At 69.2% G+C, this 24,923-nt stretch carries 23 protein-coding genes; 13 read left to right on the top strand and 10 right to left on the bottom strand.

Features of this window, described 5'->3' with window-relative positions:
- Positions 1-221: 221 nt before the first annotated feature.
- Together ACT89H_RS11755 and ACT89H_RS11750 are read right to left on the bottom strand one after the other, a co-directional pair.
- Positions 222-1,463 (bottom strand): hypothetical protein, encoded by a 1,242-nt coding sequence (locus ACT89H_RS11755; protein ID WP_445108586.1) that lies wholly within the window; start codon positions 1,461-1,463, stop codon positions 222-224.
- A 5-nt stretch (positions 1,464-1,468) separates the two neighbouring features.
- A complete protein-coding gene (locus ACT89H_RS11750) occupies positions 1,469-2,242 on the bottom strand; it encodes a crotonase/enoyl-CoA hydratase family protein (RefSeq protein ID WP_445108899.1) in 774 nt (257 codons plus the stop codon).
- A 53-nt stretch (positions 2,243-2,295) separates the two neighbouring features.
- Here ACT89H_RS11750 and ACT89H_RS11745 point away from each other — a divergent pair, with 53 nt between their 5' ends.
- From ACT89H_RS11745 to ACT89H_RS11735, 3 genes are all read left to right on the top strand, one after another.
- Positions 2,296-2,946: a TetR/AcrR family transcriptional regulator gene (locus ACT89H_RS11745; RefSeq protein ID WP_445108585.1), complete on the top strand. Its 651-nt coding sequence runs from the start codon at positions 2,296-2,298 to the stop codon at positions 2,944-2,946.
- Positions 2,933-4,552: an acyl-CoA dehydrogenase family protein gene (locus ACT89H_RS11740; RefSeq protein ID WP_445108584.1), complete on the top strand. Its 1,620-nt coding sequence runs from the start codon at positions 2,933-2,935 to the stop codon at positions 4,550-4,552. Before ACT89H_RS11745 ends, ACT89H_RS11740 begins: the two co-directional genes overlap by 14 nt.
- A gap of 149 nt (positions 4,553-4,701) precedes the next feature.
- On the top strand, positions 4,702-5,247 hold the full coding sequence (locus ACT89H_RS11735; protein ID WP_445108583.1) for a potassium channel family protein: 546 nt from the start codon (positions 4,702-4,704) through the stop codon (positions 5,245-5,247).
- A 19-nt stretch (positions 5,248-5,266) separates the two neighbouring features.
- Here ACT89H_RS11735 and pgi read toward each other — a convergent pair whose 3' ends face one another.
- On the bottom strand, positions 5,267-6,925 hold the full coding sequence (gene pgi / locus ACT89H_RS11730) for a glucose-6-phosphate isomerase (protein ID WP_445108582.1): 1,659 nt from the start codon (positions 6,923-6,925) through the stop codon (positions 5,267-5,269).
- 232 nt (positions 6,926-7,157) lie between these two features.
- Here pgi and ACT89H_RS11725 point away from each other — a divergent pair, with 232 nt between their 5' ends.
- Entirely contained in the window at positions 7,158-8,615 is a 1,458-nt protein-coding gene (locus ACT89H_RS11725) for an NAD-dependent succinate-semialdehyde dehydrogenase (RefSeq protein ID WP_445108581.1), read from the top strand.
- A 189-nt stretch (positions 8,616-8,804) separates the two neighbouring features.
- Here ACT89H_RS11725 and ACT89H_RS11720 read toward each other — a convergent pair whose 3' ends face one another.
- On the bottom strand, positions 8,805-9,098 hold the full coding sequence (locus ACT89H_RS11720; protein ID WP_445108580.1) for a chorismate mutase: 294 nt from the start codon (positions 9,096-9,098) through the stop codon (positions 8,805-8,807).
- 385 nt (positions 9,099-9,483) lie between these two features.
- Here ACT89H_RS11720 and pcrA point away from each other — a divergent pair, with 385 nt between their 5' ends.
- Together pcrA and ACT89H_RS11710 are read left to right on the top strand one after the other, a co-directional pair.
- Positions 9,484-12,087 carry a DNA helicase PcrA gene (gene pcrA / locus ACT89H_RS11715; protein ID WP_445108579.1) on the top strand — a complete coding sequence of 868 codons (2,604 nt, stop codon included), beginning with the start codon at positions 9,484-9,486 and terminating at the stop codon, positions 12,085-12,087.
- 57 nt (positions 12,088-12,144) lie between these two features.
- Positions 12,145-12,570 (top strand): hypothetical protein, encoded by a 426-nt coding sequence (locus ACT89H_RS11710; RefSeq protein ID WP_445108578.1) that lies wholly within the window; start codon positions 12,145-12,147, stop codon positions 12,568-12,570.
- Between the two features lie 96 nt (positions 12,571-12,666).
- Here the strand turns inward: ACT89H_RS11710 and ACT89H_RS11705 are convergent, their stop codons facing one another.
- A complete protein-coding gene (locus tag ACT89H_RS11705) occupies positions 12,667-13,935 on the bottom strand; it encodes a M23 family metallopeptidase (RefSeq protein WP_445108577.1) in 1,269 nt (422 codons plus the stop codon).
- A 536-nt stretch (positions 13,936-14,471) separates the two neighbouring features.
- Between ACT89H_RS11705 and sucC the strand changes: the two genes are divergently transcribed.
- From sucC to purH, 6 genes are all read left to right on the top strand, one after another.
- The gene (gene sucC, locus ACT89H_RS11700) at positions 14,472-15,638 is read left to right on the top strand and encodes an ADP-forming succinate--CoA ligase subunit beta (protein WP_067795466.1); all 1,167 of its coding nucleotides are present in this window, start codon (positions 14,472-14,474) and stop codon (positions 15,636-15,638) included.
- 26 nt (positions 15,639-15,664) lie between these two features.
- The gene (gene sucD, locus ACT89H_RS11695; RefSeq protein WP_445108576.1) at positions 15,665-16,579 is read left to right on the top strand and encodes a succinate--CoA ligase subunit alpha; all 915 of its coding nucleotides are present in this window, start codon (positions 15,665-15,667) and stop codon (positions 16,577-16,579) included.
- A gap of 421 nt (positions 16,580-17,000) precedes the next feature.
- The gene (locus tag ACT89H_RS11690; protein ID WP_445108575.1) at positions 17,001-18,062 is read left to right on the top strand and encodes a DUF5336 domain-containing protein; all 1,062 of its coding nucleotides are present in this window, start codon (positions 17,001-17,003) and stop codon (positions 18,060-18,062) included.
- A gap of 92 nt (positions 18,063-18,154) precedes the next feature.
- A complete protein-coding gene (locus tag ACT89H_RS11685; RefSeq protein WP_445108574.1) occupies positions 18,155-19,681 on the top strand; it encodes a cell division protein PerM in 1,527 nt (508 codons plus the stop codon).
- Positions 19,682-19,702: 21 nt separating this feature from the next.
- The gene (purN, locus tag ACT89H_RS11680) at positions 19,703-20,395 is read left to right on the top strand and encodes a phosphoribosylglycinamide formyltransferase (protein ID WP_445108898.1); all 693 of its coding nucleotides are present in this window, start codon (positions 19,703-19,705) and stop codon (positions 20,393-20,395) included.
- Positions 20,392-21,963, top strand: a complete 1,572-nt coding sequence (gene purH / locus ACT89H_RS11675) for a bifunctional phosphoribosylaminoimidazolecarboxamide formyltransferase/IMP cyclohydrolase (RefSeq protein WP_445108573.1) — start codon at positions 20,392-20,394, stop codon at positions 21,961-21,963. The genes purN and purH overlap by 4 nt, the downstream gene beginning before the upstream one ends.
- Before the next feature lie 228 nt (positions 21,964-22,191).
- Here purH and ACT89H_RS11670 read toward each other — a convergent pair whose 3' ends face one another.
- Positions 22,192-22,653 (bottom strand): hypothetical protein, encoded by a 462-nt coding sequence (locus ACT89H_RS11670; RefSeq protein ID WP_445108572.1) that lies wholly within the window; start codon positions 22,651-22,653, stop codon positions 22,192-22,194.
- Between the two features lie 213 nt (positions 22,654-22,866).
- Between ACT89H_RS11670 and ACT89H_RS11665 the strand changes: the two genes are divergently transcribed.
- On the top strand, positions 22,867-23,448 hold the full coding sequence (locus ACT89H_RS11665) for a LysM peptidoglycan-binding domain-containing protein (RefSeq protein WP_445108571.1): 582 nt from the start codon (positions 22,867-22,869) through the stop codon (positions 23,446-23,448).
- 359 nt (positions 23,449-23,807) lie between these two features.
- On the opposite strand, the gene rpsR is transcribed toward ACT89H_RS11665, so the two are convergent.
- From rpsR to rpmB, 4 genes are read right to left on the bottom strand one after another with little or no spacing between them, the layout of a single operon-like run.
- A complete protein-coding gene (rpsR, locus tag ACT89H_RS11660) occupies positions 23,808-24,062 on the bottom strand; it encodes a 30S ribosomal protein S18 (protein WP_011211513.1) in 255 nt (84 codons plus the stop codon).
- 34 nt (positions 24,063-24,096) lie between these two features.
- A complete protein-coding gene (rpsN, locus tag ACT89H_RS11655; protein ID WP_445108570.1) occupies positions 24,097-24,402 on the bottom strand; it encodes a 30S ribosomal protein S14 in 306 nt (101 codons plus the stop codon).
- Between the two features lies 1 nt (position 24,403).
- Positions 24,404-24,574, bottom strand: a complete 171-nt coding sequence (rpmG, locus tag ACT89H_RS11650) for a 50S ribosomal protein L33 (RefSeq protein ID WP_445108569.1) — start codon at positions 24,572-24,574, stop codon at positions 24,404-24,406.
- A gap of 10 nt (positions 24,575-24,584) precedes the next feature.
- Positions 24,585-24,821, bottom strand: coding sequence for a 50S ribosomal protein L28 (rpmB, locus tag ACT89H_RS11645; RefSeq protein ID WP_445108568.1), 237 nt, complete (start codon positions 24,819-24,821; stop codon positions 24,585-24,587).
- Positions 24,822-24,923: the final 102 nt, after the last annotated feature.

Raw genomic sequence — 24,923 nt, 5'->3', positions numbered from 1 at the left:
CAGGTCGCCGAAACTCTCGGACGTTCGCCGAAAGATTGCGCGTGTCGTGGGAACTCGCGGCGAGCCCTCCCGTGGGTATGCTCTCGGTTCGGTGGGTAACCCCATGGACGACCGCAGCCTAGGTAATCCCACGGACGCTCGGCGGTAAGCCCATGGGAACGACCGTGGCTCGGCGCGTCAGCCCGGGCGAATCACCACGCGTCGGCGCGAGTCCGCCGGAATCACCACGCGTCGGCGGGCAAGCCCACGGAACGCACCGCGCGCAGCGCCAGCTCGCGCAACGCACCGGCAGACACGATCCGCTCCGGATCGAGGGAGACCAGGCTCAGCACGTAGTCGTCGCCGATGCGGCACAGGTAGCCCGAGAGGCGGGTGCGGGGCAGTCGCGCGGTGGTGAGCCCGGGATGGATGGCGCGGGCGGCGACGCCGGTGCAGCGATGCGGGCCGAGTTCGAGCAGGGAGGCGGGGAGCGTTCCGATGTTCGAGCACAGGATGTCTCGTTCGCCCGCGCCCTTGGACAGCGCGTAGGCCCAGCGGTCCGGGATCACCTGGAGCAGCTCTTCGGGCATACCGTTCGGCGCGGACATGCGGTGCTCGTAGGCCGAACGCGCCAGTGCGCGGATCGTCGCCGGGGTCTCGGCGCGGGTGATCGCGATGCGTGTCATGGCGAGATCGTTGTCGACCCTGGGTTCGGCGCGGGTGTCGACGGGCAGACTGGCTTCGATCGTCTCGCCGGGAAATCCGCTGTCCCGCAGCACGGTCGCGACGAGGTGGATGAACAGGCTATTGGCCGTGCCGCCGTCGCGCGCCGCCACGCGCTCCCACTCCGCGGCCGGGCATTGCAGGATCGCGCTGTGCGTCGTGTTGTCCGCTCCGCGTGGCCGCGCGTCGCGGCTCGGCGCGGCGGTTTGCCGTGGTATCCCGTGCCGCAGCGCAGCCGCGGTGCCGCGCAGGACGATCGACCATTGGCGCAAGGCGTCGGACCAATCCGAGTCCCGCCCGGCGGTATCCGTCGGACGCATCCGCGCCCCACCCAGCGCGTCGTCCACCGCGAGCACCAGCGCCCGCCCGTCGGCCAGTGCGTGCGAACAGACGAGGGAGACGACCGAACCGCCGTCGTCCAGGGCTGCGGTCGAAAGCCGCCACCCGGGGCCGTATTCCGGATCCAGCCCGGCGCCCTGCGCGTCGGCCCAGTCGAGCAGCTCGCCGACCGGGACAACGTCCTGGGCGCGCTCGATCGGATACGCGCGGACATTCGGTCGCCAGGCCCGGCGCGCGCCCGGCACGCGCGGGCGAACCACCCTGCGTCCCAACGGACCGGTGCGCAGCGCCGCGTGCACCCGTTCCAGCAGCGCGGGGTCGACCCGATCGGCCGTCCGCCACAGCCCTTGCAGTGCGATCGGCGTGCCGAGCCCTCGGTGGCTGCGCAGAAAGATCTCGTCGACGACGCTCAGCCGGCCCATGGGTCTCAGGCGGGAGCGCCGTGCCGGCCCGCGCCCGCAGCGAATCGCTGGGCGCCCTCCAGCGCGCCGTCGGCCAGTGCCGTCAGGCCGTGGCGGAATTCGTTGCGCAGCGCGGACTCCTCGGTCATCCCCTCCTGTTCGAGCATCGACATCCGGTCCGAGCGCAGGCAGATCTGCGGCAGCGCGGCCAGTTCCGCGGCCAGCGCCTCCGCGGCGCGGCGGGCTGCGCCGGTGGGTACCACGCGATTCACCAATCCCATCTGGAGCGCTTCCTCCGCGCCGACCGCGCGGCCGGTGAGCAGCAGATCCATGGCGCGGCCCGTACCGATGATCCGCGGCAGCCGCACGGTGCCGCCATCGATCAACGGAACGCCCCAGCGGCGGCAGAAGACGCCGAAAGTGCTGTCCTGTTCGGCGACCCGCAGATCACACCACAGCGCGAGTTCGAGCCCACCGGCCACCGCGAAGCCGGCGACCGCGGCGATCACCGGCTTGGACAGTCGCATCCTGGTCGGACCCATCGGGCCGTCCCCGTCCTCGGCGGCCCGGTTGGAGCGCTCGGTGCCGAGTGCCTTCAGATCGGCGCCCGCGCAGAACGTGCCGCCGTCGCCCCACAGCACCGCGACCGCCGCGTCGGGGTCGGCGTCGAACTCACGGAAGGCGTCGGCCAGCGCGGCGGCGGTCGGCCCGTCCACCGCGTTGCGTGCTTCGGGCCGGTGCAGGATCACGGTCGTCACGGCGCCGGTGCGTTCGATGAGTACCGTCACGCGCTCGACCATACGCCGTAAAAGCGCCCTTGTGTGAAGAAATGAATTCATGCTTCACTTCTTGGGTGGCCTACCGCAGAACCCCCGCCGTACAGGCCCGCCTGGACGCTCAGGCCGGGCTGATCGTGCAGGCCGCGACGAAGGTGCTGTCCCGCGGCGGCTATGCCGCGCTGTCCATGGCGGCGGTCGCCGCGGAGGCGGGCTTGGCCACCGGCACCGTCTACAAGAACTTCGACGGCAAGGCCGCCCTGGTGCGGGCGGTGTTCCAGAAGGCGGTGGCCCGCGAGGTCGCCGCCGTGGCCGCGGCGGGCGCGCACGGAACGGCCGTCGAACGGGTCACCGCGGCGGTGGAGACTTTCGCGGGCCGCGCGCTGAAGAACCCGAAGCTGGCCTACGTACTGCTCGCCGAGCCGGTCGACGCGGCCGTGGACAGCGAACGCCTGCATTTCCGGCGGGCGTTCGCCGAGACCTTCGAAACGGCGGTGGTGGAGGGCATCGCGCGGGGCGAGATACCGCCGCAGGACCCGAGGATCAGCGCGGCCGCGTTGGTCGGTGCGATCGGCGAGGTGCTGGTCGGCCCGCTGGCCGACGCGCCGCACGGCGAATCCGTCGTCCCCGAACTCACCGCTTTCGCGTTGCGCGCGCTGGGCGTGCGCGCCGACCCGGGCGCGGCCGGTGCCCGGCTGGAACCAGGAGTGGCAGATGCGGACGCATGAAGTCGTCAACCAGGTCCCCGACATCGTGCCCTTCGATGTCTCGCGCAACCCGGCGCTGCTCGCGGGCCTGCACCGCGAAGGGGCGGGCTGGGCCGAGGCCGAAGTGCGGGAACTGGGCGCGCTCGCGGGCGGCGCGCAGGCGCAGGAATGGGGCAGGCTGGCCAACGAATATCCGCCGGTCCTGCGCACCCACGACCGCTACGGTCACCGCATCGACGAGGTCGAGTTCCATCCGCACTGGCACGACCTGATGCGCGTCGCCGTCGAGCACGGCCTGCACGGCGCCCCGTGGCTGGACGATCGCCCGGGCGCGCACGTGGCGCGCGCGGCGAAGTTCTACACCTGGGGCGCCGCCGACGCGGGCCACATGTGCCCGATCTCGATGACCTACGCGGTCGTCCCCGCGTTGCGGCACAACCGGGAACTGGCGGCGAAATACGAACCGCTGCTCGGTTCCCGCGTCTACGAATTCGGGTTGCGCGAGCCGTCCACCAAGGCCGGGCTCATCGCGGGTATGTCGATGACCGAAAAGCAGGGCGGCTCGGACGTGCGCGCCAACACCACCACCGCGACGCCGCAGCCGGACGGCTCCTACCAGATCGTCGGCCACAAATGGTTCACCTCCGCGCCGATGTCGGACATGTTCCTCACGCTGGCGCAGGCGCCCGGCGGCCTGTCCTGCTTCCTGCTGCCCCGGGTGCTGCCCGACGGCACTCGCAACCCCATCCGCATCCAGCGGCTGAAGGACAAGCTGGGCAACAAGTCCAACGCCTCATCGGAGATCGAGTACGAGAACGCGTCGGGCCTGCTGGTCGGCGCGGAGGGCGCCGGCGTCAAGACCATCATCGAGATGGTGAACATGACCAGGCTGGACTGCGTGATCGGCTCCGCGACCGGCATGCGGACGGGCGCGGTGTACGCGGTGCACCACGCGCGGCACCGGGAAGCGTTCGGCGCGAAGCTGGTCGATCAGCCGACCATGCGTAACGTGCTGGCCGACCTGGTGATCGAGTCCGAGGCCGCGACCACCGTGATGATGCGGCTGGCCGGGGCCACCGATCGGGCGGGCGCGGATCCGGCCGAGGCGGCGCTGCGGCGCATCGCGCTTGCGGTCACCAAGTACTGGGTGTGCAAGCGTGCCCCCGCACACGCGGCCGAGGCGCTGGAATGCCTCGGCGGCAACGGATATGTCGAGGAATCCGGTATGCCGCGGCTCTACCGGGAGGCGCCGCTGATGTCCATCTGGGAAGGGTCGGGCAATATCGCCGCGCTGGACGCGCTGCGCGCCATGGGGCGTCAGCCGGAGACGATCGAGGCGTACTTCGACGAAGTGTCCCTCGCCAAGGGTGAGAACCCGCGCCTGGACGACGCGATCGCCCGGGTGGGCAAGGAATTGTCGGATCGCAGCGACCTCGAATACCGCGCGAGGCGTGTTGTCGAACTCATGGCGCTGGTGCTGCAAGGCGCACAGCTCGTCCGGCACGGTCATCCCGCCGTCGCCGACGCATTCTGCGCGACCCGGCTCGGCGACGACCGGGGCATCGCGTTCGGCACGCTGCCCACCGGCGTCGACACCGGCGCGATCATCGAGCGCGCGTTCGTCTGAGCGTGTCGAGCCACCGGGACCGGTTCGGGTGACACGGTCCACGGCGGCAAGGTGCCGCACTCGACGCACCGCGTCGGTCCGCTTCCGGCCTTCGCGTCGTCCGGCGCGTGTCGTGGCTCGAGCGCGCTACCTCGGCCGAAGATGGAGGGATGACAGAAAATCGCGCAGTCGGCAGGTTGTCGCGTGCTCTGCACAATCTGCTGGCCGTGGTGTGCGCTCTGCTCTTCTACTACTTCCTGCCGTTGCAGATCGCACCACTCGGCCGGCTGTCCGGCGTGGCGGCGCTGGTCGCGTTCGTCGTCGGTGTCGCGGGCCTGATCTGGCTGGCCAGGTGGCGCATCCGGCGCTACATCCTGGATCCCCGCGCGACCGTCGGACGGATCAACGACGTACTGCTCGTGGTCTGCGTCGTGGTGACCTTCTTCGCCCTGTACTACTACGTGCTGGAACTGAACGCGCCCGGCCAGTTCGAGGGCCTGCACACGCGGACCGACGCGCTCTACTACACGATGGTCACGCTGGGCACGATCGGCTACGGCGACGTGCACGCGGTCGGGACCGCCGCCAAGGTGGCCACCATGGTGCAGGTGGCCTTCGACCTCGGCGTCATCGGCATCCTGATCGCGATATCCACCTCACACATCATCCAGCAGTTGGGCGAGGCGCAGCGCAACCGTCCTAGGGGCGGCGACTAGCACCGCGCAGCGGACGGGATCAGCGGTGGGCGCGGTACCAGCGAATCAGCGAGTCGGTCGACGAATCACCCTGCGGCTCGGGCTCTTCCGCCGACGTGAGCAGCGGCGCCAAGGCCAGCGCCTGCTGTTTGCCCAGCTCGACGCCCCACTGGTCGAAACTGTCGATGCCCCAGATGGTGCCCTCCACGAAAACCTGGTGCTCGTACAGCGCGATCAGCTGCCCGACGACCGACGGCGTGAGCCGCGGCGCGAGGATGGTGGTGGACGGGCGGTTGCCCGGCATCACCTTGTGCGGCACGATCGCCGGATCGGTGCCTTCGGCCGCGATCTCCTCGGCAGTCTTGCCGAAGGCGAGCACTTTGGTCTGCGCGAACAGGTTGCTCATCAGGATGTCGTGCATGCTGCCGGTGCCGTCGCTGGTCGCCAGATCATCGGTGGGCTGCGCGAATCCGATGAAATCCGCCGGGATGAGGCGGGTGCCCTGGTGCAGCAATTGGTAGAAGGCGTGCTGACCGTTGGTGCCGGGTTCGCCCCAGAAGATCTCGCCGGTGGAGGTGGTGACCGGAGTGCCGTCGGCGCGGACCGACTTCCCGTTGGACTCCATGGTCAGCTGCTGCAGGTAGGCGGGGAAGCGGGCCAGGTCGTTCGAATACGGCAGCACGGCATGTGATTCGGCACCGAAGAAGTTCGAGTACCAGACGCCGAGCAAGCCGAGCAACACCGGAGCGTTCGCCTCTAGCGGCGCTTCGGCGAAGTGCCGGTCCACCGCGTGCATACCGGCGAGGAACTGCCCGAAGCGCTCCTTGCCGATGGTCGCCATCACCGACAGGCCGATCGCGGACGCCACCGAGTAGCGGCCGCCGACCCAGTCCCAGAAACCGAACATGTTCTCGGTGTCGATCCCGAATCTCGCGACCCGCTCGGCATTGGTGGACACCGCGACGAAGTGCCTGGCCACGGCGTCCTCGCCGAGCGCGGCGACCAGCCAGCGCCGGGCCGCGGTCGCGTTGGTGAGCGTCTCTAGGGTGGAGAACGTCTTGGACGCGACGATGAACAGCGTGGTGGCCGGGTCGAGCCCGTCCAGCTTCGCGACCAGGTCGGCGGGATCGACGTTGGAGACGAACCTGGCGCCGATGCCCGCGTCCTCGTAGTGCCGCAGCGCTTGATGCACCATGACCGGCCCCAGATCCGATCCGCCGATGCCGATATTGACCACCGTCGTGATGCGCTCACCGGTCGCCCCGCGCCACGCGCCGGAGCGCAGCGCGTCGGTGAACTCGCCCATTCGCCGCAACACCTCGTGCACCTCGGTGCCCGCGTCGACGCTGTCGACAACCATGCTCGCGCCGTCGATGACCACGCTCGCGCCGTCGGGCAACCGCAGCGCGACGTGGCCGACCGCGCGGTCCTCGGAGGTGTTGATGTGCTCGCCGCGGAACATCGCGTCGCGGCGCTGCGGCACGCCCGCCTCGCGCGCCAATTCCACCAGCAGATGCAAGGTTTCCCGGTTCACGCGGTGCTTGCTGTAGTCGATGTGCAGGTCCGCCACCTGGACGGTCAGCTCGCTGCCCCGGGCCGGGTCGTCGGCGAAGAACTCCCTGAGGTGTCGCCCCGCGACGGTGCCGTGGTGATCGTGCAGTTTCCGCCAGGCCGCCGTCGCGGTGATGTCGCTGCTCACGTTCGCCGAGAGTACAAGCAGGCACCGCCGCGCGCACGGCTGCGGGCGCGGAGAGTCGGCCGAATCGGCCGCGGCGTCGACGGTTGAACACCCGTTGGCATACCGGACTTGCCACCACCGTGCACACGACGGGAGGTCCGGACGATACGTGATCCCGGGCGGGTGCACGCGAGGCGATTCCGGTGTGCCCGCGTCCGTTCCGGGATGCGGTCTCGCGGCCTAGGCTGGCCGCATGGTGTCCGAACGTGAACTTCTCGAATCCGTACCGAAGCAGTTGTGGATCGGCGGGCGGGCTGTCGACGCCACCGGTGCAGGCACCTTCCCGGTGCACAACCCGGCGACCGGGGAGGTGTTGGCGAACGTCGCGGACGCGACGCCGGAGGACGCGCAGCGCGCGCTCGACGCCGCCGTCGCGGTGCAGGACGAGTGGGCGGCCACGCCCGCCCGAGAGCGCGGGGAGATCCTGCGGGCGGTGTTCGAGCAGATCACCGCGCGCGCGGAAGAGTTCGCCCTGCTGATGACCCTGGAAATGGGCAAGGCGCTGCCGGAGAGCCGCAACGAGGTGCGCTACGGCGCCGAGTTCTTCCGCTGGTTCAGCGAGGAGGCCGCCCGGGTGCACGGGCGCTACCTGCACGCGCCTTCGGGCACCGGCCGGATCATGGTGCACAAGCAACCGGTCGGCCCCTGCCTGGCGATCACGCCGTGGAACTTTCCGCTCGCCATGGGCACGCGCAAGATCGGCCCCGCGCTGGCCGCGGGCTGCACGATGATCGTCAAGCCCGCCTCGGCGACGCCGCTGACCATGCTTCTGCTGGGCAAGCTGTGCAGCGAGGCCGGGCTGCCGGACGGCGTCCTGTCGGTGCTCACCTCCAGCCACTCCGGCGCCGTGACCCAACCGCTGCTCGACGACCCCCGGCTGCGCAAGCTCACCTTCACCGGCTCCACCGAGGTGGGCAAGAAGCTGGTGGAGAAGTCCGCGAACCGGCTGCTGCGCACCTCGATGGAGCTCGGCGGGAACGCGCCGTTCGTGGTGTTCGCCGACGCCGACGTCGATGCCGCGGTGCAGGGCGCGATGCTGGCGAAATTGCGCAACGGCGGCGAGGCGTGCACCGCCGCCAACCGCTTCCACGTGCACAACAGCGTGCTCGACGAGTTCACCACCAAGCTGGTCGAGGCGATGTCGAGCAGCGTGCGGCTCGGGCCGGGCACCGACCCGGATACGACGCTGGGCCCGCTGATCAACGAGGAGCAGCTGCGCACGGTCAGCGAATTGGTGGACGACGCCGTCGCGGTGGGCGCGCAGGTGTTGATCGGCGGCAAGGCGCCCGGCGGGCCGGGCTGGTTCTACCCGGCCACCGTCCTGCGCGACGTCCCGCCGCAAGCCAGGATCTTGCGCGAGGAGGTCTTCGGCCCGGTCGCGCCGATCGTCGGCTTCGATACCGAGGCCGAGGGGCTCGCCGCCGCCAACAACACCGAATTCGGTCTGGTCAGCTACGTCTATACCCGCGACCTCGAGCGCGCGCTACGGATCGCGGAGGGCCTGGAATCCGGCATGGTGGGCGTCAACCGGGGTGTCATCTCCGACCCGGCGGCTCCCTTCGGCGGCATCAAGGAATCCGGTTTCGGCCGGGAGGGCGGTACGGAGGGTATCGAGGAGTACCTCTCCACCAAGTACATCGCTCTCACCTGATGCACTCCGACCGGGTGGCGTAGTCGTCACGCGGTCCTCGATGGCCGCGTCGATCTCCGCGTAGCTGGACTCGATGTCGGTGACGCGACTTTCCAGAGCTCGGACATGAAACGACCGCCCCGAGGTGTACACACCCGGGGCGGTCGTGTGCAAGCGGCGGTCTCGACAGCGCGCCGCGTGGTTGTCAGATCAGTGGCCGAGACGACCGCGGCCGAGGCGAAGCAGCAGCATGGCGAGGGTGTGGCCCTCCTGGCCGAGCTCGCTGAAGCGCTCCAGCACCTTCATCTCGCGGCTGTGCACCAGACGCGGCCCGCCCGACGCCATGCGCGTCCGGCCGATGATCCGGGAAATCTCCGTCCGGCGCTTGATCGCGGTGAGGATCTCCGCGTCGAGCCGGTCGATCTCCTTGCGGAGTTTGTCGATCTCGGCCTCGGTCTGCGGCAGCGCGGATTCGGACCCGGTCGTCGTGGCAGGGGTGCTCATCATTCATCTCCTCGTGTCAGAACGTCGATCGGCGCGTGCTGACAGCTCGTTACCGATCAGTTCTTTCACCGTGAAACAGATCTGGTGGGGCCTTGTATTCTTCCCCCCAAAAGGTGCGCTCAGCTACCGGCTCCGCGATCCCGGCGTTCGGCCGGCAGCCGAATGGGATGTCTTGCGAAAACGCTGAGCATGTCGCCAGTGTGCCACGGGCTGAGGGGTATGCAAAACGGATACGTTTGGCAATCGCGCCAGAAGCGCTGGTCGTTTCACGCATCCTTCCCACCACGGGGAGTTCACCCACCGTTCGGTCGACCGGCGCCGAACCGATACCGATGACACCCGGGGGTTCATCTCTGTCGGTGACCGCCGGTAGCGTGGATGAACGATGGACATCACGGTGGCTCCCAAGACGCAGGCCGGTCGGGTCGTGCACCCGGATCCGACATCGAAACCGCAGTTCGCCGGCGGTAACGCGGCGGAGGGGGCGCAGCCTGCCGCCATTCCGGAGGCGCCACCCACCGACGCCGAGCGCGAACGGCAGCGTGTCGAGCGGGAACAGCGGCGCGCCGAGGAGGCCGAGCGCCTGCTCGACGGCCTGAATCCACAGCAGCGCGCGGCGGTGGTGCACACCGGATCCCCGCTGCTCATCGTGGCGGGCGCGGGCTCGGGCAAGACGGCCGTGCTCACCCGCCGCATCGCCTACCTGCTGGCCGCCCGCGGCGACACGCCGGGGCAGGTGCTGGCCATCACGTTCACCAACAAAGCCGCCGCGGAGATGCGAGAGCGGGTCACGGGGCTGGTCGGCCCGCGGGCGACCACCATGTGGGTGTCGACGTTCCATTCCAGTTGCGTCCGCATCCTGCGCACCCAAGCGGCGCTGCTGCCCGGGCTGAACTCGAACTTCTCCATCTACGACGCGGACGATTCGCGGCGTCTGCTCACCATGATCAGCCGTGACCTGGACATCGACGCCAAGAAGTACTCGGCACGGCTGCTCGCGACGGCGATCTCGAATCTGAAGAACGAACTCGTCGACCCGGCCCGGGCCACCGCCGACGCGGAATCGGACGACACGGAGCTGCCCGGCCTGGTGGCGCGGGTCTACACCGAGTATCAGCGCAGGCTGCGCTCGGCGAACGCGCTGGACTTCGACGACCTGATCGGCGAGACGGTGGCGCTGCTGCAGAACCATCCGCAGGTCGCCGAGTACTACCGCCGCCGGTTCCGGCACGTGCTGGTGGACGAGTACCAGGACACCAACCACGCGCAGTACGTCTTGGTCCGCGAGCTGGTCGGCCACCACGTAGAAGACGCCGAAGACGCCGAAGACGCCGCCGAGGACCGGGTGCCGCCGAGCGAACTGTGTGTGGTGGGTGACGCGGACCAATCGATCTACGCCTTCCGCGGCGCGACGATCCGCAATATCGAGGAGTTCGAGCGCGATTTCCCCGACGCCGAAACCATTCTGCTGGAACAGAATTACCGCTCCACCCAGCACATCCTCTCCGCCGCCAACGCGGTGATCTCACGCAACGAGAACCGGCGCGAGAAGAAGCTGTGGACCGATTCCGGCGAGGGTGAGCTGATCACCGGTTACGTCGCCGACAACGAGCACGACGAGGCGTCGTTCGTCGCCCGCGAGATCGACCGGCTGGTCGACCAGGGCGAGGCCAACTACGGCGACGTCGCGGTGTTCTACCGCACCAACAACAACTCTCGCGCGCTGGAAGAGATCTTCATCCGGATGGGCCTGCCCTACAAGGTGGTCGGCGGCGTCCGCTTCTACGAGCGCAAAGAAGTGCGCGACGTGGTCGCCTACCTGCGAGTGCTGGAGAACCCGGAGGACGCGGTGAGCATGCGCCGCATCCTGAACACGCCTCGGCGCGGCATCGGCGACCGGGCCGAAGCCTGCGTGGCGGTCCATGCCGAACAGCGCGGCATCGGTTTCGCCGCCGCCCTGCGCGACGCCGCCGAAGGCAAGGTGGCGCTGCTGAACACGCGCTCGCAGCGCGCCATCGCGGGGTTCCTGGAGTTGCTCGACGACATCCGGGCCGCGGGCGAACAAGCCGAGTCCGAGTTCCCCGACGTCGGCAACGTCGTCGACGCGGTGCTCGAGCGCACCGGTTATCGCGCCGAACTGGAGGCCTCCGACGATCCGCAGGACGGCGCCCGGCTGGACAACCTCAACGAGTTGGTCAGCGTGGCGCGGGAGTTCAGCTCCGAGGCGCGCAACAACGCGGAGGCGGCCCGGCAGGAGGGGCTGTTGCCCGAGGTGGGCGAAGGCGAGCCGGATCCCGGTTCGCTCGCCGCGTTCCTGGAGCGGGTGTCGCTGGTGGCCGATACCGACCAGATTCCGGACGAGGGCTCCGGCGTGGTCACGATGATGACCTTGCACACCGCCAAGGGACTGGAATTCCCGGTGGTGTTCGTGACGGGCTGGGAGGACGGGCAGTTCCCGCACATGCGGGCGCTGGGCGATCCCACCGAACTGGCCGAGGAACGCCGCCTCGCCTATGTCGGCATCACCAGGGCTCGGCGGCGCCTGTATCTGACGCGCGCGGTGGTGCGTTCCGGCTGGGGCCAGCCGATGTCGAACCCCGAATCGCGCTTCCTCCAGGAGATTCCGGGCCACCTCATCGACTGGCGCCGGCTCGCGCCCGCCGGTTCACCCGGAACGAGGGGCCTGCGGCGGCGCGGCGGGGACGACGAGGGGTTGGAGCGGGATTGGACGCGCGGCGACGGATGGTCGGAGCCGAGGCCCGGTTTGCGTGATCGCGGGCCGCGCAGGCCCGCCCCCGGCGGCGCGACCCGCAACAACACGAATCTGGTTCTAGCGGTGGGCGATCGGGTCAGCGACGACAAGTACGGTCTCGGTCGCGTGATCGCCGCCGAGGGCTTCGGGCCGCTGGCCACGGTGACCATCGACTTCGGCACCGCGGGCAAGATCCGGTTGATCCCGCAGTACAGCCGGACGCTGGTCAAGCTATGAGCCGCGCGGGCCTTTCGGCCCTGCCCTCGTCGGCGTCGCGTCGGTAGGGTCCGCGGCGTGGATACGATCGCCCAGCATCTCCTGTGGTTCCTGCCCATGCTCTGGCTCGGCATGGTGCTGGCCATCTCGTTCCTGGAAGCGCCGCTGAAGTTCCGCGCCCCCGGGGTCACCCTGCCGCTCGGCCTCGGCATCGGCCGCTTGGTGTTCCGCGCGCTGAACATCGTCGAGGCCGTGCTCGCGGTGCTGCTGGTGCTCGCGGCCGTGATCGTCGGCCCCGGCACGGCGGTCTGGGTGTGGTTGGGCATCGCCGCGGTAGTGCTGGCCGTTCAGATCGCGGTGGTGCGCCCGCCGCTGTCCCGCCGGTCCGATCGCGTTCTGGCGGGCGAGGATCTGCCGCGCTCCCACGCGCACTACTGGTACATCGGCTTGGAGGTCGCCAAGGTCGTGGCGTTGATCGGCCTGGCGATCGTGGCCGCGCCCTAGGCCGACGAAGTCAAGGGCGGCGGCACGGCCGAACTGGCGGGGTGCCTGCGTTCGTTACCGCAGTCCGTTGCCGGGCACGCGGCACGGCGCGCCGTTTCAGTCGCGCTGCGGGCCGAGGCTGATACCGCGGGTGGCCAGCCAGGGCAGCGGATCGACCTTGTCGGTGCCGTTCAACCAGACCTCGAAGTGGCAGTGCGGGCCGGTGGAGAACCCGCGGTTGCCGATCGTGGCGATCTGGTCGCCCGCAAGCACGCGCTGGCCCGCCGACACCGTGGCGGTGTCGATGTGGCCGTAGATGGTGATGGTGCCGTCGTCGTGCAGCAGGCGGACCCACATGCCGAAGCCCGACGCCGGACCGGCTTCGATCACGGTGGCGTCGGCGACGGCGTAGATCGGGGTGCCGATCGGGCCCGCGATATCGATGCCGAGGTGCTGCACGCCCCAGCGGGCGCCGAAGCCGGAGGTGAAGGTACCCGCGGCGAACTTGGTGAAGAGCGGGCGAAGCTTCGAGGCCTCCTGGGCGGCGAGGTCCTCGGCGTACTTCTGGCCCTTGTTCAGGATGTCGTTGAACTGATCGAGGTTGGCCGGCGCCGAGACGTTCAGTACCTGCGGCGAGTCCGGCGACGCCGTCGGGTCGGCCACGTTCATCGACTGCGCGGCGATCTCGTGGATCTGTCCGGCGGCTTCGTAGTCGACCGACTGCGACGGCTGGTCGGGCGAGGCGAACGCGGCCTGTCCGGCCGCTACCACCGCGCCCGCGGCGACGGCCGCGACCGCGGCGCGCCCCTTGAGCGCGGCGGGCGGCGCGGCCACCCGGTGTGCGCCACCGCGCTTGTTCGTGGCGCGGCGGCCCGGGATGACGGTCGGGAGGGCGGGTGTGCCCGGCTCCTCGTCGACTTCGGGCTCGGCGGTCTCGGTGGCCCAGGACTCCTCGGGAGCCCAGCAGCCGGTGTCGGACACCCACGCCCGCTCGTCGGGGACCCAGGACTCCTCTTCGGCCCACGCGTCGCCGGAGTTCCAGGCGCCACCGTCGGACCAGGTCTCCTGCGGGGCCCAATTCTCTTGCGCCCACGCGTTGTTCGTTGCCCAGGAGTTGCCGGAGGCCGCGTTGTTCTCGTAGTTCGGCTGGTCGTAGTTCGGCTGGTGGTAGCCCCCGTCGTGGACGGGCGGCTCGGTCTCGAAGCCGTATCCGCCACCGGCGGGCTGGAAGCCGTACTCGGCCTGTGGAGCTACCTCGTACCCGGCGTGGTGCTGGTCGAACGAGGGCCCGGCGTAGCTCGCCGAGGCGAAGGGCTCGTCGTCGGGGCGGTAACGATGTCCCGTCCGCGAGCGATCAGAGGGGGCGAAGGTGGAACTGTGGTTCATCGGCGGTGCCACATCGTGAAGCTGGTGGGATTCGGAAGCCGCTCGACCAGCGGCGTCGATCGGTCGAATGTGGAGCGGCTCTCCGTCTGCCGAGCGCTGTGCTGCGTCAAAGCTTGCCGTCCTCCTTGGTCGTGACCGTGTTGTGACATCGACCGCAATGACGGTAACGAAACGATTGAGCCGCGACAAGCGGTGCGCGGGGTCCGCCACAAACATGTGAGATTCATCACGCCTAGCTCTCGGAATGTCTCGCCGCGTTACGGGCACACTGGAGAGGTCGATCGACGACATTTTGTAGTAGATCGACCGCGCGCTCTCGGGTTCGGTGCTCTACCTGCGGTCCCAGGAATCTACTCGCCAGTAGCGTTGGCCAGCGGTTTTGCCGATCCGAAGGTCGGTCCGTGACCTGCGCCACTTAGGATGAACGTGGCCGATTGGCCCTCCATGTGACTGGTTAGAGTCCGACCCGACCCGCTTCCGACGTCGGGCCGCCAACAAAGACGTTGTCATCACAACGCAGACGAGACGGTGAGTACATGGATCTCTTCGAATATCAGGCGAAGGAGCTCTTCGTTAAGCACGGAGTGCCTTCGTCCGAGGGCCGCGTCACGGACACGGCCGAGGACGCCCGCGCCATCGCGGCGGAAATCGGCAAGCCGGTGATGATCAAGGCTCAGGTGAAGGCCGGTGGCCGCGGCAAGGCCGGTGGCGTCAAGTACGCCGCGACCCCGGACGACGCGCTCACGCACGCGCAGAACATCATCGGGCTGGACATCAAGGGCCACATCACCAAGAAGATCCTGGTGGCCGAGGCCAAGGACATCGCGGAGGAGTACTACATCTCCTTCCTGCTGGACCGGGCCAACCGGACCTACCTGGCCATGTGCTCCGTCGAGGGCGGCATGGAGATCGAAGAGGTCGCCGCGACCAAGCCGGAGCGGCTGGCGAAGGTCCCGGTCGACGCGGTCAAGGGCGTGGACCTGGCGTTCGCGCGCTCGATCGCCGAGCAGGGCCACCTGCCCGCCGACGTGCTGGACGCCGCGGCCGTGACCATCCAGAAGCTGTGGGAGGTCTTCGTCGCGGAAGACGCCACCCTGGTCGAGGTCAACCCGCTGGTGCGCACCCCGCAGGACGAGATCCTCGCGCTGGACGGCAAGGTCACCCTCGACGAGAACGCCGGATTCCGGCACCCGGAGCACGAGGCGTTCGCGGACAAGGACGCGACCGACCCGCTCGAGCTCAAGGCCAAGGAGAACGACCTCAACTACGTCAAGCTCGACGGTGAGGTCGGCATCATCGGCAACGGCGCGGGCCTGGTCATGTCCACCCTGGACGTCGTCGCCTACGCGGGTGAGGGCCACGGCGGCGTGAAGCCGGCCAACTTCCTGGACATCGGCGGCGGCGCCTCGGCCGAGGTGATGGCCGCGGGTCTGGACGTCATCCTGAACGACAGCCAGGTCAAGAGCGTGTTCGTCAACGTGTTCGGCGGCATCACCGCGTGTGACGCGGTCGCCAACGGCATCGTGAAGGCGCTGGAGATCCTCGGCGACGAGGCCAACAAGCCGCTGGTCGTCCGCTTGGACGGCAACCGCGTCGACGAGGGTCGCAAGATTCTGGCCGACGCCAACCACCCGCTGGTGACGCTGGCGCAGACAATGGACGAAGGCGCCGACAAGGCCGCCGAACTGGCAGCCGCCCGATAACGACGGCCGAGTAAGGACGAAAAGAAATGTCTATCTTCCTGAACAAGGACTCCAAGGTCATCGTCCAGGGCATCACCGGCGGCGAGGGCACCAAGCACACCGCGCTGATGCTGAAGGCCGGCACCCAGATCGTGGGCGGTGTGAACGCGCGCAAGGCGGGCACCACCGTCGCGCACACCGACGCCGACGGCAACGCGATCGAGCTGCCGGTGTTCGGTACCGTCGCCGAGGCCATCAAGGAGACCGGCGCCGACGTGTCCATCGCGTTCGTGCCGCCGAAGTTCGCCAAGGACGCCGTCATCGAGGCCATCGACGCGGAGATCCCGCTGCTGGTGGTCATCACCGAGGGCATCCCGGTGCAGGACACCGCCTACGCGTGGGCCTACAACCTGGAGAAGGGCAACAAGACCCGGATCATCGGCCCGAACTGCCCCGGCATCATCACCCCGGGCGAGTCGCTGGTCGGCATCACCCCGGCCAACATCACCGGCAAGGGCCCGATCGGCCTGGTGTCCAAGTCGGGCACGCTGACCTACCAGATGATGTACGAGCTGCGTGACTTCGGCTTCTCGACCTCGATCGGCATCGGCGGCGACCCGGTCATCGGCACCACCCACATCGACGCGATCGAGGCGTTCGAGAAGGACCCGGAGACCAAGCTGATCGTGATGATCGGCGAGATCGGCGGCGACGCCGAGGAGCGGGCCGCGGCCTACATCAAGGCCAACGTCACCAAGCCGGTCGTCGGCTACGTGGCGGGCTTCACCGCCCCCGAGGGCAAGACGATGGGCCACGCGGGCGCCATCGTGTCCGGCTCGTCGGGCACCGCCCAGGCGAAGAAGGACGCGCTGGAGGCCGCGGGTGTGAAGGTCGGTAAGACGCCGTCCGAGACCGCCGCGCTGGCTCGCGAGATCCTGGAGAAGGCCAGCATCAGCGCCTGATCTCCCGCCGTGCACGAAGGCCGCCTCCGAATTCGGGGGGCGGCCTTCGTCATATGTGGCGGTGGGCTCAGGCTTGGGCAGAAGCCGAGCGTCCGGACCGGCCACTCGTGGTTCTCCCTCGCTATCCATCACGAGGCAGCCGGGTGGATGGTTCATCGACTCGTCACCGGGAGTTCCCGTTGTCGAGAATCCGGGTGGTGTGAAAGTGGTGTGAAAATCGCCATCGCGGGCGACAGTTTCCGTGAGCGCTGGGTGGTCTCGCTGCACGCTCCGTACCGGACAGTGCCGCGACCTGCCGAAATATCGGCTGATCCGCTCGTTCCGGCCGTCGCGGCAGGATGACCGGGGCGAAGGAGTGCAGTAGCGTCAGAAGTAATCCAGCCGTGAAGACCATGTACGACTCGATTGAGGAGACGACGACATGTCCTACCCGACCGGGGGCTCTGGGTACAACGCACCCTCACCCTCAGCGCCATCCAGCCAGAGCCCGGCCGCGGGTGGCGCCACTTCAGGTTCGAGCGCTACCGGTTCCGATGCCAAAGGTCTGCCGTTCTTCCTGGTGGTCGGCGTAGCGGCGCTCGGCGTGATCAACTTCCTACTCGGCTTCCTGCCGTTCCTCGGAAGCAAGCCGATCGATTTCGGCGGCACCAGGGTGAGCGGAGCGCAGACGCGCAACCTCTTCGAGGTGGCCTCCGGCTCGCCGCTGCTCGGTCTGCTGCTGCTCGGCGGCCTGCTCGCCGGGCTGTCGCTGCTGCCGAAGCAGAACTGGACCGGTGCGGCCGCGGCGGCGTCGACCGCAGGCTTCCTCGCGCTGCTGTTCCAGTCGTTCAACTTCGGTGCGGGCAGCGAGCTGAAGGTGGGTGCGTTCGTCCTGCTCGTGCTGGCCTTCGTGCAGGCCGCGGCGGCGATCGCCGCGACGCTGTTCGAGGTGGGCATCCTGAAGGCGCCCGCGCCGCGCCCGGCGGCCGCGCCGAGCGGGTTCGGCCAGGGCGGCTACGGCCAGCAGCAGCCGTTCGGGCAGGGGCAGCCGTACGGGCAGCCGGGGCAGCAGCCCGGCTACGGCGCGAGCCCCTACGGGCAGGCCGGGTACGGCGCGCAGCCCGCGCCGCCGCAGTTCCCGTCCCAGCAAGGGCAGCCGTCGCCCTACGGGCAGAGCCAGCCGGGGTACGGACAGAGCCAGCAGGGCCAGGCGTACGGCCAGCCGCCGTCGCCCTACGGGCAGAGTCAGCCGACCACGGCCTACGGCGCGCCGCAGCAGCCGGGTTCGCCGTACGGCGCGCAGCCGCGCCCCGACGAGAGCGTGACCCAGCACTTCGGCGGCCAGCAGCAGTCCGGTCAGCAGTCGCCCTACGGTTCATCCGGCTACGGCCAGCAGCAGGCCCAGCAGGGCCAGCAGAGCGGTCCGTTCGGCGGCGAGCAGAGCGGCGACCCCTCCGCGGACGCCACCCAGGCATTCCGTCCGTCGGACGACAAGAACAAGTAGGGAACTCAGCGGCATCCTCCCCGGCGCGGCGATCGCGTGCCTGCGGCGCGCCTGACCCGTTCGCGCCGAGGAGGATGCCACGCTGAAGTGTCATGAGCTCCTCCAGAAACTCCTCGGCCCGCCGGATCGGCGGGCCGCGCTCGTCGCAGCCGCACCCCGACGCGGACGAAGCCGGGTTTCTGTCCCTCACCCCGGAGCGGTCCAGGGTGCTCATCGCCGTCGCCGTCCGCCCTTCGGCCTTCGGGCTGACCACCTTGGTCGTCCTCGTGCTCGCCACGCTCCTGGCGGCGGGCAGCGACCTGGACGGCGTGTCCGGCGCGATCGCCGCCTCGTGGCTGGGCGTGCATCAGGTTCCACTGGTGATCGGCAAGACCTCGCTCGGAGTGCTTCCGGTGTTACCGACCGCCCTGTTGGTCTGGTCGGCCGCACGAGAATGCGCGCGCGCCGTGGAACCACCGTGCACCCGAGCGGATCTCGGGTGGGTCGCCGGGGCCGCGGTGGGCGGTCCGCTGCTGGTCACTTCCGTCTGCCTCGCGGTCACCGAAGACGCTTCCGGTGTCATCGCGCTGCAACCGCCGAACACCCTCGCCGCGTTCGCGTGGGTCGTCGCGTTGTATCTGTCGGCCGCCGCCATCGGCATCGCCGTCCGTCTCCGGCGCGAGTTGTTCGTGCTGCTGCGCCTGCCCGATTGGGCGGTCTCCGGCCTGTACGGCGCGGGCCGATCCGTGCTACGCCTGCTGGGTGGCGCGACCGCCGTGGTGGTGGTCTCGTTGCTCGCGCACGTTTCGCGGCTCGGTGACATGTATCAATCGGCGGGTAATGCCGCGGGCGTCCTCGGCCTGACGCTGCTGTCGCTGGCGTATCTGCCCAACTTGGTGGTCTACACCGTCGGTGTGCTGGTCGGCTCCAGCGCCCAGATCGGCGCTGCCTCCTTCGGACTGTTCTCGGTCGTCGGCGGTCCGATCCCGGCGTTTCCGCTGCTCGCCGCGGTGCCGACCGGTCCGGCGGCGGGATGGTGGCCGGTGCTGCTGCTGATCCCCGCCGCGGTAGGGGTGCTCGGCGGGCTGGACATCGCGCGCACCTCCACCGACCGGATCGGCGCACCGTGGGCCACGCTCGTCTCCGACGCGCTCGCCGCGCTCGCGCTGACCGTGGCGAGCGCGGTCGCGGGCGGCGAACTCGGTGCGGTGGGCCGGGTCGGCCTGCACCCGCCGATCTTCGCTCTCGTCACGTTTGCCTGGCTGGCGATTCCGGGCTACGCGGGCCTGGTGTTCGCTCGCTGGTTCCTGGTACCGGTCGGCGTCCCACCGGCCGACTACACCGATCCGTACGACGATTACCGCGACGAGGACGACGACGAGGCGGACGACCACTACTACGAGGACGACGACTACTACGAGGACGACGACTACTACGAGGACGACGACTATTACGAGGACGACTACTACGACGACTACGACCGGCCCGCGCTGGCGGCTCCGCTGGACGCCGAACTCGTCGACGAGCCGCCCGCGATCGAGACCGGCAGCTCGTACCACGACCACCCCGCGGGTGACATCGTCGACGCCGAGGTGGTCGAGGCGGACCTGCCGGGCAGTGACCGAGTGGACGGTCGTTAGGCTCTAACCCGGCGGTGCCGCATCCGTCCGCCGGCCGATCGATCAGGGAGTGGAGCGCTGAGGTCCCAGCATGCCTCGTGGAGGCCCGTGACGACGCCGGCCACCGTCGTCGTCCTGGCGTCGGGCACCGGTTCGCTGCTGCACGCCCTGCTGGACGCCGCGGCCGAACCCGGCTACCCGGCGAAGGTCGTCGCGGTCGGCGTCGACCGGCTCTGCGCGGCCACCACCCACGCCGACGCCGCGGGCGTTCCGCATTTCCGGGTGGCGCTGACGGACTTTCCGGACCGTGCCGCATGGGATGCCGAACTCACCGAGGCGGTCGCCGCGCACCAGCCGGATCTGGTGGTGTCGGCGGGCTTCATGAAATTGCTCGGTCCCGCCTTCCTGGACCGGTTCGGCGGCCGGATCATCAACACCCACCCCGCGCTGCTGCCCGCGTTCCCCGGCGCACACGGCGTGCGTGACGCGCTCGCTTATGGAGCGCGGGTCACCGGCTGCACCGTGCACCTGGTCGACGAGGGCGTGGACACCGGGCCGATCCTGGCGCAGGAGGCGGTGACGGTGCTGCCGGGTGACGACGAGGCCACCCTGCACGAGCGCATCAAGATTGTCGAGCGACGGTTGCTGGCGGAGGTCGTCGCCGCCGTCGCGACGCGAGGCATTGTCTCCGACGGACGAAAGGCAGTTATTCCAGATGAGCGAGTTCTCCGGTGAGTGAACGCAAGCCGATCAGCAGGGCGCTGGTGAGCGTCTACGACAAAACGGGTCTGGTGGAGCTCGCGACCGGTCTGCACGCGGCGGGCATCGAGCTGGTCTCGACCGGGTCCACCGCGGGCAAGATCGCGGACGCGGGCATCCCGGTGACCAAGGTCGAGGACCTGACCGGGTTCCCGGAGACCCTCGACGGCCGGGTCAAGACCCTGCACCCGCGGGTGCATGCGGGCATTCTGGCGGACTCGCGCAAGCCGGAGCACGTCGATCAGCTGGTGGAGCTCGGGGTCGAGGCGTTTCAGTTGGTGGTGGTGAACCTCTACCCGTTCACCCGGACCGTGGCGAGCGGCGCGACCCCCGACGAGTGCGTGGAGCAGATCGATATCGGCGGGCCGTCCATGGTGCGCGCCGCGGCGAAGAACCATCCGTCGGTGGCGGTGGTCGTCGACAGCGGCGACTACGACGACGTGCTGGCCGCGGTGAAATCCGGCGGCTTCACCTTGGCCGAGCGCACGGCCCTGGCGGCCAAGGCCTTCCGGCACACCGCGAGTTATGACGTAGCGGTCGCGAGCTGGATGACCAACGTGCTGAGCGCGGACGACACGGCCGACGACACGGCGATCCGGTTCCCCGAGTGGCTCGGCAGCACCTGGGAGCGGTCGGCGGTGCTGCGCTACGGTGAGAACCCGCATCAGTCCGCCGCCGTCTACACCAACGGCGACGGCGACCCTGGGCTGGCGCAGGCGCGGCAGTTGCACGGCAAGGAGATGTCGTACAACAACTACGTCGACGCCGACGCGGCCTGGCGCGCCGCCTACGACCACGAGGCCCCGGCCGTGGCGATCATCAAGCACGCCAACCCGTGCGGCATCGCGCTCGGCGCCGACATCGCCGAGGCACACCGCAAGGCGCACGCCTGCGATCCGGTGAGCGCCTACGGCGGGGTGATCGCGGCCAACCGCGAGGTCACCGTGGAGCTGGCCGAGCAGGTCGCCGAGATCTTCACCGAGGTGATCGTCGCGCCGTCCTACGCCGACGGTGCGGTGGAAGTGTTGCAACGCAAGAAGAACGTGCGCATCCTCGTCGCCGAGCCGCCGGCCCGTGCGGGCGCCGAACTGCGCCCGATCAGCGGCGGCGTCCTGCTGCAACAGCGTGACGTGCTGGACGCGGAGGGCGACGACCCGGCCCATTGGACCCTGGCCGCGGGTGCGGCCGCCGACGCGGCGACGCTCGCCGACCTCGCGTTCGCCTGGCGCGCTTGCCGGGCCGTGAAGTCCAACGCCATTCTGCTCGCGCACGACGGCGCTTCGGTCGGTGTCGGTATGGGCCAGGTCAACCGCGTGGATGCGGTGGGCCTCGCGGTCCAGCGGGCCGGGGACCGCGCCAAGGGCTCGGTGGCGGCCTCCGACGCCTACTTCCCGTTCCCGGATGGTCCGCAGACCCTGATCCAGGCCGGTGTCCGTGCCATCGTCCAGCCCGGCGGCTCGGTGCGGGACCGGGAGACCATCGACGTCGCCCGCGAGGCGGGCGTCACGCTCTATCTCACCGGGGCCCGCCACTTCGCCCATTGAGATCGGTCGTCCTGGAACGCCGCGTCGGATCCGCTCCGGCGCGGCGTTCTTCGTTCGCTTTCCGCCCGTCCGTCCGGTGCGGCAGAGCTTTCGACGGCGCCCGCGAAGGAATCCGCTCGGACGCGTCGAGCTTTATCGCGCAACCGTACGGGCGGCCGATCGCAAGCCGACAGCTATCCGATGATGGGTGCACTGCCGTAGGACCAGCCTGCCCGTGCGCGCCGAGTGCTATACCGCGCTGAGCACCGTACGGTTGCCGAGCGGCTCCTTCAGCGGCACCGCCAGGGTGCCGAAGACCGCGATCATCGCGCACATCCGGCCGACGGCCTCGGCGCGGCTGCCGGAGCGCAGTTCGACCGTGACCGTCGAAGCGGTCTCGGTGACGGTGGCGTCCACGCCGTAGCACTCCGGCGAACCGGTTTCGAAGTTCACAGCTATCTTGTTGTCGCCCAATCGAGTCCATGATTGGAACGGGATCGGATGCGCGCCCACGATGGCCGGATCGGCGGTGAATTCGTTGCCTTGGTTCCCGTGCGGGTCCTCGGTCGGCGTGTGCGGCGCCGCGGTCGCAGCGGCGCTCGTGCTCGATGTTCTCGCCGCGTCGTCCGAGCCGCCGCAGCCGGCGGCGGCGAGACAGGCGAGCACTACGGCGACAGCTGTGGCGGCCCGTCCGGCCTGGATCCGATCCATACCGACACCCTAGTCCCGGCGCGGGTTCGCATACCGCACCACGGGTGCGTCGTGCACTGCGATGAACCCCACAGTGAACGTTCCGCGAACCGTGCGCGTCATTGTTTCCCAAATGCATTCGGGGGCAGTAAGTTTTGCCGGGATCAGCGCCGGAGCCGTTGCGGCGCAGATCCTATCGGATGCTCTACCAGCTTGTTCCGGAAAGGAAGTATCGTGCTCGACACGCTGCGTGTAGGCGAAGAACTCGGGCGGGGGCAGTCCCTCCAGGGCGGGGCGTACACCCTCACCCTGCAGGACGACGGCAATCTAGTGCTGTCCGAGCCGGGTGGAAATGTAGTGTGGGCCACCCAAACTCACGACCAGGGCGTGGAGCGGGCCGCGCTGCAGCACGACGGCAACTTCGTCCTCTACAAGAGCGACGGCGCCGTGTGGGCGACCGAGACCAACGGCCAGGTCGCCGAGCGGTTGGTCGTGCAGGCGGATCGCAACGTCGTGCTGTACGGCAGCGACGGCAGCGCGCTGTGGGCCTCCGGCACCGACACCGACACTCCGCTGCCCGCCCCGGAGCCGGAAGCGGAACCGGTGTACGAGGAGCAGGTCGCGGCTCCGGCCGCCGAGGAGGTGCCGCCTCCGCCGCCCGAACCGCGTACCTACACCGTCGAGCCGGGCGACACGCTGTGGGCGATCGCCGAGCGCTTCTACGGCGACGGCAACCGCTACCAGGAGATCGCGGACGCCAGCGGCATCCCGAATCCGGACGCGATCGACCCCGGCCAGGTGCTGACCATCCCGTGACCCGGCCGATTCGGTAGCGACGACGACAAAGACCCCCGGCGCTCGCGCGGCGGGGGTCTTTCCGGTGCGCGCGTGACGCGAGTACGCCTAACAGCCAGTCGGACGTAGTCCGTCCTCAACCCGCGCACGGCCGGAGCGAAGGTGGAGGTACGCATAACGGGCGCAGCCGGACGTAGTCCGTCTTTAGCCCCGCGCACGGCCGGAGCGAAGGTGGAGGTACGCATAATATGCGCCGCCGGACGTAGTCCGTCCTCAGTCCGCGCATGGCCGGAGCGAAGGCGGAGGTACGCATAACGGGCGCAGTCGGACGTAGTCCGTCTTTAGCCCCGCGCACGGCCGGAGCGAATGCGGAGGTACGCCTAACGGCTGGTGAACGGAAGCAGTGCCATCTCCCGGGCGTTCTTCACCGCGACGGCGACCTGGCGCTGCTGTTGCGGGGTGAGCCCGGTGACCCGGCGGCTGCGGATCTTGCCGCGATCGGAGATGAACGTACGCAGCAGGTTCACGTCTTTGTAGTCGACCGTCTCGATGCCGGCGGCGATGAGCGGGTTCTTCTTCGGACGGCGGGCCTGCTCTGCGCGGACCTTCTTCGACGGTGCTCGCTTTACTGCCATATGACGAGTTCCTTCTCACGAGATCAGTGGTTGTCTACCAGCTCGATTTGTGCACACCGGGCAATTCGCCCCGGTGGGCCATCTCGCGCACACGCACACGGGAGAGTCCGAACTTCCGGAGATGACCGCGCGGTCGTCCGTCGGCGGCGTCCCGATTGCGCAATCGTACCGGACTGGCGTCGCGCGGCTGCCGCCGCAGTTCGGCCTGTGCGGCCGCGCGTTCGGCCTCCGGTGTGCCCGGCTTCCGGATGATTTCCTTCAGTTCGGCGCGCCGCTCCGCGTAGCGCGCCACGATCGCCCTGCGCTGCTGATCGCGCGCGATCTTCGACTTCTTGGCCATCTCAGCGCTCCTCGCGGAAGTCGACGTGCTGGCGCACCACCGGGTCGTACTTGCGCAGCACCAGGCGGTCGGGGTCGTTGCGGCGATTTTTGCGCGTCACGTAGGTGTACCCGGTGCCTGCCGTGGACTTCAGCTTGACGATCGGGCGGATGTCGGTCGATTTCGACGCCATGGCTCGCTCCTCAGATCTTGTCGCCGCGGGCCCGGAGCCGGGCCACCACGGCCTCGATCCCGTCCCGATCGATGGTCTTGATGCCCTTGGCGGAGACGGTCAGGGTGACGCGCCGTCCTTCGCTGGGCAGGTAGTAGGTCTTGCGCTGGACGTTCGGGTTCCAGCGGCGGCTGGTCCGCTTGTGCGAGTGCGACACGGACTTGCCGAATCCGGGCGTGCGCCCGGTGACCTGGCAGTGGGCCGACATCCGGCCTCCCTTCAGTAGATGACAATCATTTTCGACAACGGGTTCCCGACAATGTACCGTTGTCTTACAGTAAATGAAAATCATTGTCGAAAGGGGCTCGCG

It is taken from the genome of Nocardia aegles (genome assembly GCF_052545135.1).
This window is presented reverse-complemented; position numbering and strand designations above follow the sequence as displayed.

What these genes read in the sequence shown, in the direction of transcription:
- ACT89H_RS11755 (WP_445108586.1), bottom strand. Translation starts at nt 1,463, where the DNA reads ATGGGCCGGCTGAGCGTCGTCGACGAGATCTTTCTGCGCAGCCACCGA.
- ACT89H_RS11750 (WP_445108899.1), bottom strand. Translation starts at nt 2,242, where the DNA reads ATGGTCGAGCGCGTGACGGTACTCATCGAACGCACCGGCGCCGTGACG.
- ACT89H_RS11740 (WP_445108584.1), top strand. Translation starts at nt 2,933, where the DNA reads ATGCGGACGCATGAAGTCGTCAACCAGGTCCCCGACATCGTGCCCTTC.
- ACT89H_RS11735 (WP_445108583.1), top strand. Translation starts at nt 4,702, where the DNA reads ATGACAGAAAATCGCGCAGTCGGCAGGTTGTCGCGTGCTCTGCACAAT.
- ACT89H_RS11725 (WP_445108581.1), top strand. Translation starts at nt 7,158, where the DNA reads ATGGTGTCCGAACGTGAACTTCTCGAATCCGTACCGAAGCAGTTGTGG.
- ACT89H_RS11720 (WP_445108580.1), bottom strand. Translation starts at nt 9,098, where the DNA reads ATGAGCACCCCTGCCACGACGACCGGGTCCGAATCCGCGCTGCCGCAG.
- pcrA (WP_445108579.1), top strand. Translation starts at nt 9,484, where the DNA reads ATGGACATCACGGTGGCTCCCAAGACGCAGGCCGGTCGGGTCGTGCAC.
- ACT89H_RS11705 (WP_445108577.1), bottom strand. Translation starts at nt 13,935, where the DNA reads ATGAACCACAGTTCCACCTTCGCCCCCTCTGATCGCTCGCGGACGGGA.
- sucC (WP_067795466.1), top strand. Translation starts at nt 14,472, where the DNA reads ATGGATCTCTTCGAATATCAGGCGAAGGAGCTCTTCGTTAAGCACGGA.
- sucD (WP_445108576.1), top strand. Translation starts at nt 15,665, where the DNA reads ATGTCTATCTTCCTGAACAAGGACTCCAAGGTCATCGTCCAGGGCATC.
- ACT89H_RS11690 (WP_445108575.1), top strand. Translation starts at nt 17,001, where the DNA reads ATGTCCTACCCGACCGGGGGCTCTGGGTACAACGCACCCTCACCCTCA.
- ACT89H_RS11685 (WP_445108574.1), top strand. Translation starts at nt 18,155, where the DNA reads ATGAGCTCCTCCAGAAACTCCTCGGCCCGCCGGATCGGCGGGCCGCGC.
- ACT89H_RS11670 (WP_445108572.1), bottom strand. Translation starts at nt 22,653, where the DNA reads ATGGATCGGATCCAGGCCGGACGGGCCGCCACAGCTGTCGCCGTAGTG.
- rpsR (WP_011211513.1), bottom strand. Translation starts at nt 24,062, where the DNA reads ATGGCAGTAAAGCGAGCACCGTCGAAGAAGGTCCGCGCAGAGCAGGCC.
- rpsN (WP_445108570.1), bottom strand. Translation starts at nt 24,402, where the DNA reads ATGGCCAAGAAGTCGAAGATCGCGCGCGATCAGCAGCGCAGGGCGATC.
- rpmG (WP_445108569.1), bottom strand. Translation starts at nt 24,574, where the DNA reads ATGGCGTCGAAATCGACCGACATCCGCCCGATCGTCAAGCTGAAGTCC.
- rpmB (WP_445108568.1), bottom strand. Translation starts at nt 24,821, where the DNA reads ATGTCGGCCCACTGCCAGGTCACCGGGCGCACGCCCGGATTCGGCAAG.